The organism is Sphingomonas sp. LH128 (genome assembly GCF_000293195.2).
Lineage (GTDB): Bacteria > Pseudomonadota > Alphaproteobacteria > Sphingomonadales > Sphingomonadaceae > Novosphingobium > Novosphingobium resinovorum_A.
Window position 1 is genome coordinate 1 of the sequence record NZ_ALVC01000276.1, and the last position, 5,749, is coordinate 5,749.

6 protein-coding genes are annotated in these 5,749 nt (G+C 66.3%); all 6 read right to left on the reverse strand.

The window, feature by feature from the left end:
- Positions 1–209: 209 nt before the first annotated feature.
- Positions 210–1,712 (reverse strand): alginate export family protein, encoded by a 1,503-nt coding sequence (locus tag LH128_RS20545; protein WP_083910309.1) that lies wholly within the window; start codon positions 1,710–1,712, stop codon positions 210–212.
- A complete protein-coding gene (locus LH128_RS20550; protein ID WP_008831609.1) occupies positions 1,705–2,145 on the reverse strand; it encodes a DoxX family protein in 441 nt (146 codons plus the stop codon). Before LH128_RS20550 ends, LH128_RS20545 begins: the two co-directional genes overlap by 8 nt.
- 3 nt (positions 2,146–2,148) lie before the next feature.
- A complete protein-coding gene (locus LH128_RS20555) occupies positions 2,149–3,024 on the reverse strand; it encodes a hypothetical protein (RefSeq protein WP_008831610.1) in 876 nt (291 codons plus the stop codon).
- A gap of 155 nt (positions 3,025–3,179) precedes the next feature.
- Positions 3,180–5,024 (reverse strand): amidohydrolase, encoded by a 1,845-nt coding sequence (locus LH128_RS20560; protein ID WP_008831611.1) that lies wholly within the window; start codon positions 5,022–5,024, stop codon positions 3,180–3,182.
- A 92-nt stretch (positions 5,025–5,116) separates the two neighbouring features.
- Entirely contained in the window at positions 5,117–5,368 is a 252-nt protein-coding gene (locus LH128_RS20565; protein WP_008831612.1) for a DUF1427 family protein, read from the reverse strand.
- A gap of 105 nt (positions 5,369–5,473) precedes the next feature.
- The coding region (locus LH128_RS20570; protein ID WP_008831613.1) for an alpha/beta fold hydrolase at positions 5,474–5,749 on the reverse strand (276 nt) is incomplete at its 5' end.

Here is a 5,749-nt window from a genome sequence, read left to right on the forward strand (position 1 = left end):
CATCGACGAGGCCGGTGGTCGCGGACAGCAACAGCAGCAGGCACGGCAGCAGGGCGGATTTGCCGGGAGCGGAAACGGAAGAAGCGGAAATGGGGGGCGGGGTAGACATGATGCGATCTCCTGAGTGATGCGGAAGGGTCTACCGGGCGAAGACCTGCTGGTTTATCCGAATAAATTGGTTCGTTACGTTCGAGGATCTGGAAAAGATCTCAGAACCGGAAATTGCTTTCGAGGCCCAGCATACGGATGGTCTTCGCGGTGCCGGTGTCGCGGATGAATGCGCCGGGCGCAAAGGCCGAGACCGACATCGACAGTTCCAGTTCCGCTGTGGCCTGCCAGGCGAGGGTTGCCTCGACCTCCTTGCCGATGAAGCGGGCGCGGCTGTTCCCGGCCGCGCGGATCAGGTTGCCGGGGATGTCGTAGATGCCGTCGCTGCGCGACTGGCGCCAGTAGGCCGCAGCCGCCACTCCCGCCGAGACGGTGGGGGTAAGCTGCAGGCCCAGTGCAGGGTGCAGGTTGACGATGTTGTAGGGGCCGACCGGCGAGAGTTCGCCGAAGTACTTGCCCTTGGGAAACAGCGCGTTGAACGTGCCGAGGCGATTGTCGCCGGGATGACGGTCGCCGCTGACCACGTTGGCGCGCAGGGTCAGGTCCGGCGAGAACGGCAGGTGCGGGAAGCCGCGCCCGAACTCCGAGCCCAAAGTCCAGGCCGAGATCGCGCCGCGGCGGGCGCCTTCGCCGAAGTGTCCGAACTGGTAGACGCCCTCGACGTTCCAGTGCCAGTCTCCGCGTACGGCGTGCCATCGCGCGCCGATGCTGTGACGCGTCTCACCGCCGCTGCGGTCTCCCCAATGGGCGGCGTCGTTGCGATAGCCGAGGTAGTAGAGATCCATCTCTGGCATCGCCGCATAGGCGCCCCACAGGGCCTTTTGCGAAGAGGTGCGGTCGTCGAAGCTGCCTTTGCCCGGCTGGACCGGGCGCACGGCTAGCAGGCTGACTTTCGCGCTGCCGACCGCCACGTTGGCGCGCAAGCCGTCGAATGCGAGCGTGACGTTGGGACCATAGCGAGTGCCGACCAGGCGCTCGCTGCCCAGCGACAGCATCTGTCGCCCGGCGCGCAGGGTGACGGGGCCGAGGTCGGCCTCGGCAAAGCCCTGCATCAGGTCCAGGCCAGTGCCGTCGGTCGGCCCGGGCGAGGGGGCGACGCTGATCGAGGTGGCGAAAACCGGCTGGACGAAGGCGCGCAGCTTGCCGACGTGCAGGTCGGCGTAAGGCAGGGCGCGCAGCCAGACATAGCCGTCGTTAGGCGCGGCGGCGCCGCCCCACAGGTTCTCGGCATAGTTCTCGTTACGGGCGCGAAGTTCGACGCCGGTAGAGAGCCAGGCCTCGCCACCTGCGATGTCGCCTAGCGGGATGTACTTGAACGGGCCGGTCCAATGGTGATCCCGCTTTTCGGCGCTTTCGAGGTCTGACCAGTCCTCGTCGTAGCGGGTCACGGTGAGGGTCGGGGCTTCCCATGCCTCCTTCGGCGCGGCCAGGGCGGTGTGGGGAAGAAGCGTGGCGAAGGGGAGCAACCATGCCAGCCGCCGTCGTCCCGGACTTGATCCGGGGCCGCTGGCCTGGCGGCGCTCACCAGGATGCGCGCACCGCAAAGGCGCGCCTGAAGACAGCCACCGGTCCCGGGTCGAGCCCGGAACGACGCACTTACGCATCGCCCTGCCCCCTGCGCGCCAGCACCGCGACCAGCACGAAACCGCCGACGAGGCCCATGTGCTCGAAGAAGGCGTTCATCGCGGCGAAGCGCTCGGGGCCGTCGGGCATGACCCAGAAGGCGTTCGCCACCAGCGCGGCGAAGAACGTGAACACGCCCAGCATCCCGGCGCCCAGCCAGACCAGACGGCCCGAGAGGATCAGCAGCGGTCCGATCAGTTCGACGGCAATGGTCAGCGCGGCCCACAGCGCGGGCGGGGTCAGGCCGAAGTGGGCCTGCTCCGCCAGCGCGGCGGGCCAGTCGCCCAGCTTGTCGATGCCGCCTACCAGGTAAGCGCTCACCAATGCGAGCCGGGCGAAGAAGGCGGTGGGGGTGAAGTCCAGCACTACCCCGATGATGGAAGGCGTGCGGTTCATCGGGGGCAGGCTCGCCATGGCTTACGCTCCCTGATGGATTTCGGCGATATAGCCGCCGGGGAAGCGCACGATGGCGGTCTGACGCTTGTTGACTTCGCTGGGCGCGACGAGGGTTTCGACGCCTGCCGCCGTGGCCTTAGCCAGCGTGGCGGCAAGATCGCTCACGGCGTAGCCGGTCATGTCGCGACCATAGGGCCAGGGCAGTTGCCCGTCGGAGACAAAGACCGTCATCTTGCCGTAGCCGCTCTCGATGGAAACGCGGCGGATGGTCTTGCCCGGCTCGCCGATCTCGGCGCCCGAGGCGGCCTTGTCGTCGGCGGTGATCCTGCCGTGGGCGTAGCCGGTCCAGCTCTTCACAAAGGCGTCGGCGGCGTCAGGCGTCAGGTAGACGCGGTTTTCGGGCACGCTGCTAAGCTGTGCGTAGTTGGGCTTGGCAGAGTGCCAGTAGATCTGCATGTTCACGCCGCCCGGCCACTGCACCAAGGAATCGCGGCCGATCGGATCGGGGAAGGTGGCGATGCGGCGTACCGCGCCGTGCTTCACGGCAGAGGCCACCGCCGCGTCGATGTCGGTGACGAGGTAGCCGGTGCGCTCGTCGCCGAAGGGATAGGGGATCGGCGTCTTGAAGCCGAACACCGAGACGGTGGCCGAAGGCGTCAGCACCAGCTGCGATTTGGTCAGGCTCTTGGTCGGCGTCACCTGAAACTCGCCCTGCTTGCTGGTGGTGCCGCCGAAGGTGGCGACGAAGCTGGAGACGAAGCTGTCGAACTGCTCCTGCGGCACGTAGACGTGGGTGGTGTCATACTGCGCGCCGACCGAATAGTCGGCGGTCTCGGCGGCATAGGCCGGTGCGGAGGTCAGGACTGCGGCGGCGATCAGGAAAGTGAAGCGCTTCATCGGGGGCTCCTTTGGGGCGAGTTTCATCGTCGTCTGGAACCGGTCCGCTGCATGTTCAGCGGCCGGTCCAGAACGGTTTAAGACTTGATCGAACTCCCAACGATCCGAATAAAATCGTCCGGTCTGTTCTATATTCTGGAAAACTACACTTCGGCTTAGACGGCCCAGCAGCCGCAGCCGAGCGATCCCCAGAACGTCTGGACATCGGCGGCCGGGACGTTGGCCCCAAGCGCTGCGGCGTGGTCGTGGCCATGGACGCCGCAGCTGCTGGCGCAACCGCATGCCGAGGCCAGCTTCTGCTTGGCTTCGGGCGTCTGGTAGTAGCCGCCGAAGGTCGCGACCGGCGACCAGTCGGGCATCGGGCGCGGAAGCTCAGGTGCGAGAGGTGCAAAGTCACCGTCGCCATGGACCACCTTGCCGCCCAGCATCGTCAGGATCGAGCGGATGTGCACGATCTCGTTGTCCGGCACGGCGAAGTAATCGTCGGACAGTAGCGCGAGGTCGGCGAGTTGGCCCGCCTTGATCTGGCCCTTCTTGCCCACTTCGGTGGAGAACCATGTGTTCTCGTGCGTCCACATGCGCAGCGCCTTCTCGCGGCTGACGCGGTTGTCGCCGCGATAGAGCGAGAGGCCGCCCACGGTGCGCCCCGTCACCAGCCATGAGAGCGAGACCCACGGGTTGTAGCTGGCGACGCGGGTGGCGTCGGTGCCCGCGCCTACCGGGATGCCGGCGGCGATCATGCGGGCGATCGGCGGGGTGCGCTCGGCCGCCTTGGCGCCGTAGCGTTCAACGAAGTATTCGCCCTGATAGGCCATGCGGTGCTGCACGGCGATGCCGCCACCGAGCGCGGCGATGCGGTCAATATTGCGGTCGCTGATCGTTTCCGCGTGGTCGAAGAACCAGTTGATGCCCTGCAGCGGGATGTCGGCGTTGACCTTTTCGTAGACGTCGAGCGCGCGGCCGATCGTCTCGTCATAGGTAGCGTGGAGGCGCCAGGGCCAGCGGTTTTCCGCCAGCAGGCGGATGACGGGTTCGAGGTCGCCCTCCATGCTCGGCGCCATGTCGGGGCGGGGCTGGCGGAAGTCCTCGAAGTCGGCGGCGGAATAGACGAGCATCTCGCCTGCGCCGTTGTGGCGATAGGTGTCGTCGCCCTGTCCCGGCGTGACCTGCTTGGCCCAGCCTGCGAAGTCGGCAAGCTCCTCCTTCGGCTTCTGGGTGAACAGGTTGTAGCTGATGCGGACGGTCAGCTGGTCGTCCTGATGCAGCTTCTCGATGATGTCGTAGTCGTCGGGATAGTTCTGGAAGCCGCCGCCCGCGTCGATCACGCCGGTGACGCCCAGCGCGTTGACCTCGCGCATGAAGTGGCGGGTGGAATTGAGCTGGTATTCGGGCGGCAGCTTGGGGCCCTTGGCCAGCGTCGAATAGAGGATCGTCGCGTTGGGCTGGGCGAGCAGCAGGCCGGTGGGGTTGCCCTGGCTGTCGCGCATGATCTCGCCGCCCGGCGGGTTCGGCGTGTCCTTGGTGTAGCCCACCACGCGAAGGGCAGCGGCGTTGAGCAGCGCGCGGTCGTAGAGGTGGAGGATGAACACCGGCGTGTCAGGGGCGACGGCGTTGAGTTCCTGGATCGTGGGCAGGCGCTTTTCGGCGAACTGGTGCTCGGTGAAGCCGCCGACCACGCGCACCCACTGCGGGGCGGGGGTGTTGTCGACTTGCTTCTTAAGCATCGCCATCGCTTCGGACAGGCTGGTCACGCCGTCCCAGCGCAGCTCCATGTTGAAGTTGAGGCCGCCGCGGATGATGTGCATGTGGCTGTCGATCAGGCCGGGGATCAGACGGTGCCCCTTGGCGTCGATCACAGTGGCTTCGGGCGCGGCGGCGCGCACTTCGGCCTCGCTGCCGACCGCGAGGAACTTGCCGTCGCGGATAGCCACCGCTTCTGCCTGCGGGTTTTCACGGTCGAGGGTGGTCACCTTGGCGTTGATGATGATCGTGTCGGTCATTGTCTTGTCCTTGGTTCGACCCGCTCGGGCCGCGAGAGTTTGGGGCAGGAGCGACGCGGCGGCCGCTCCCAGAAACGTGTGGCGGCGCGAGATCATGCGTCGTGCTTATCGGCGTCGCCGGGCAGGCGGCCGAGGACGTGATCGCGGCACTCGGTCATGACGAACTGCGCGACGTTGTTTTTCGTCACGAACCGGCTCGCCAGCGGCACGATCTGCTCGCCGAGCAGGATTCCCAGCAGGCCGACCAGCGCGATCATCGGCGGCGCAGGCGAACGGACGCCGAGGAGACTGTAGACGACACCCACCAGCAACCCGGCGGCGATGGAGAGAAGGTAGGCTTTCATCGGAGGTCTCCTCGGACGTTTGTTCTTCGCTCCGGGTGTCCCTTGTTCCTGAGATGGCGTCTGAGTTGGCCATCATGGAAAAAGCCGGAGCGAAGCCTGTTCGGATCAGCCCTGCACGAAGGCGAGCAGATCGGGGTTGATGGTGTCGGCGTTCACCGTGAGCATGCCGTGGGAGTAGCCCTCGTAGATTTTCAGCGTCGCGTTCGGCAGGATCTCGGCCTGCAGTACGCCGGCGTTCTTGTACGGCACGACCTGGTCGTCATCGCCGTGCAGCACGAGAGTGGGGACGGTGATCGCCTTCAGGTCTTCGGTCTGGTCGGTTTCGGAGAAGGCCTTGATGCCGTCGTAATGGGCCTTGGCGCTGCCCATCATGCCCTGGCG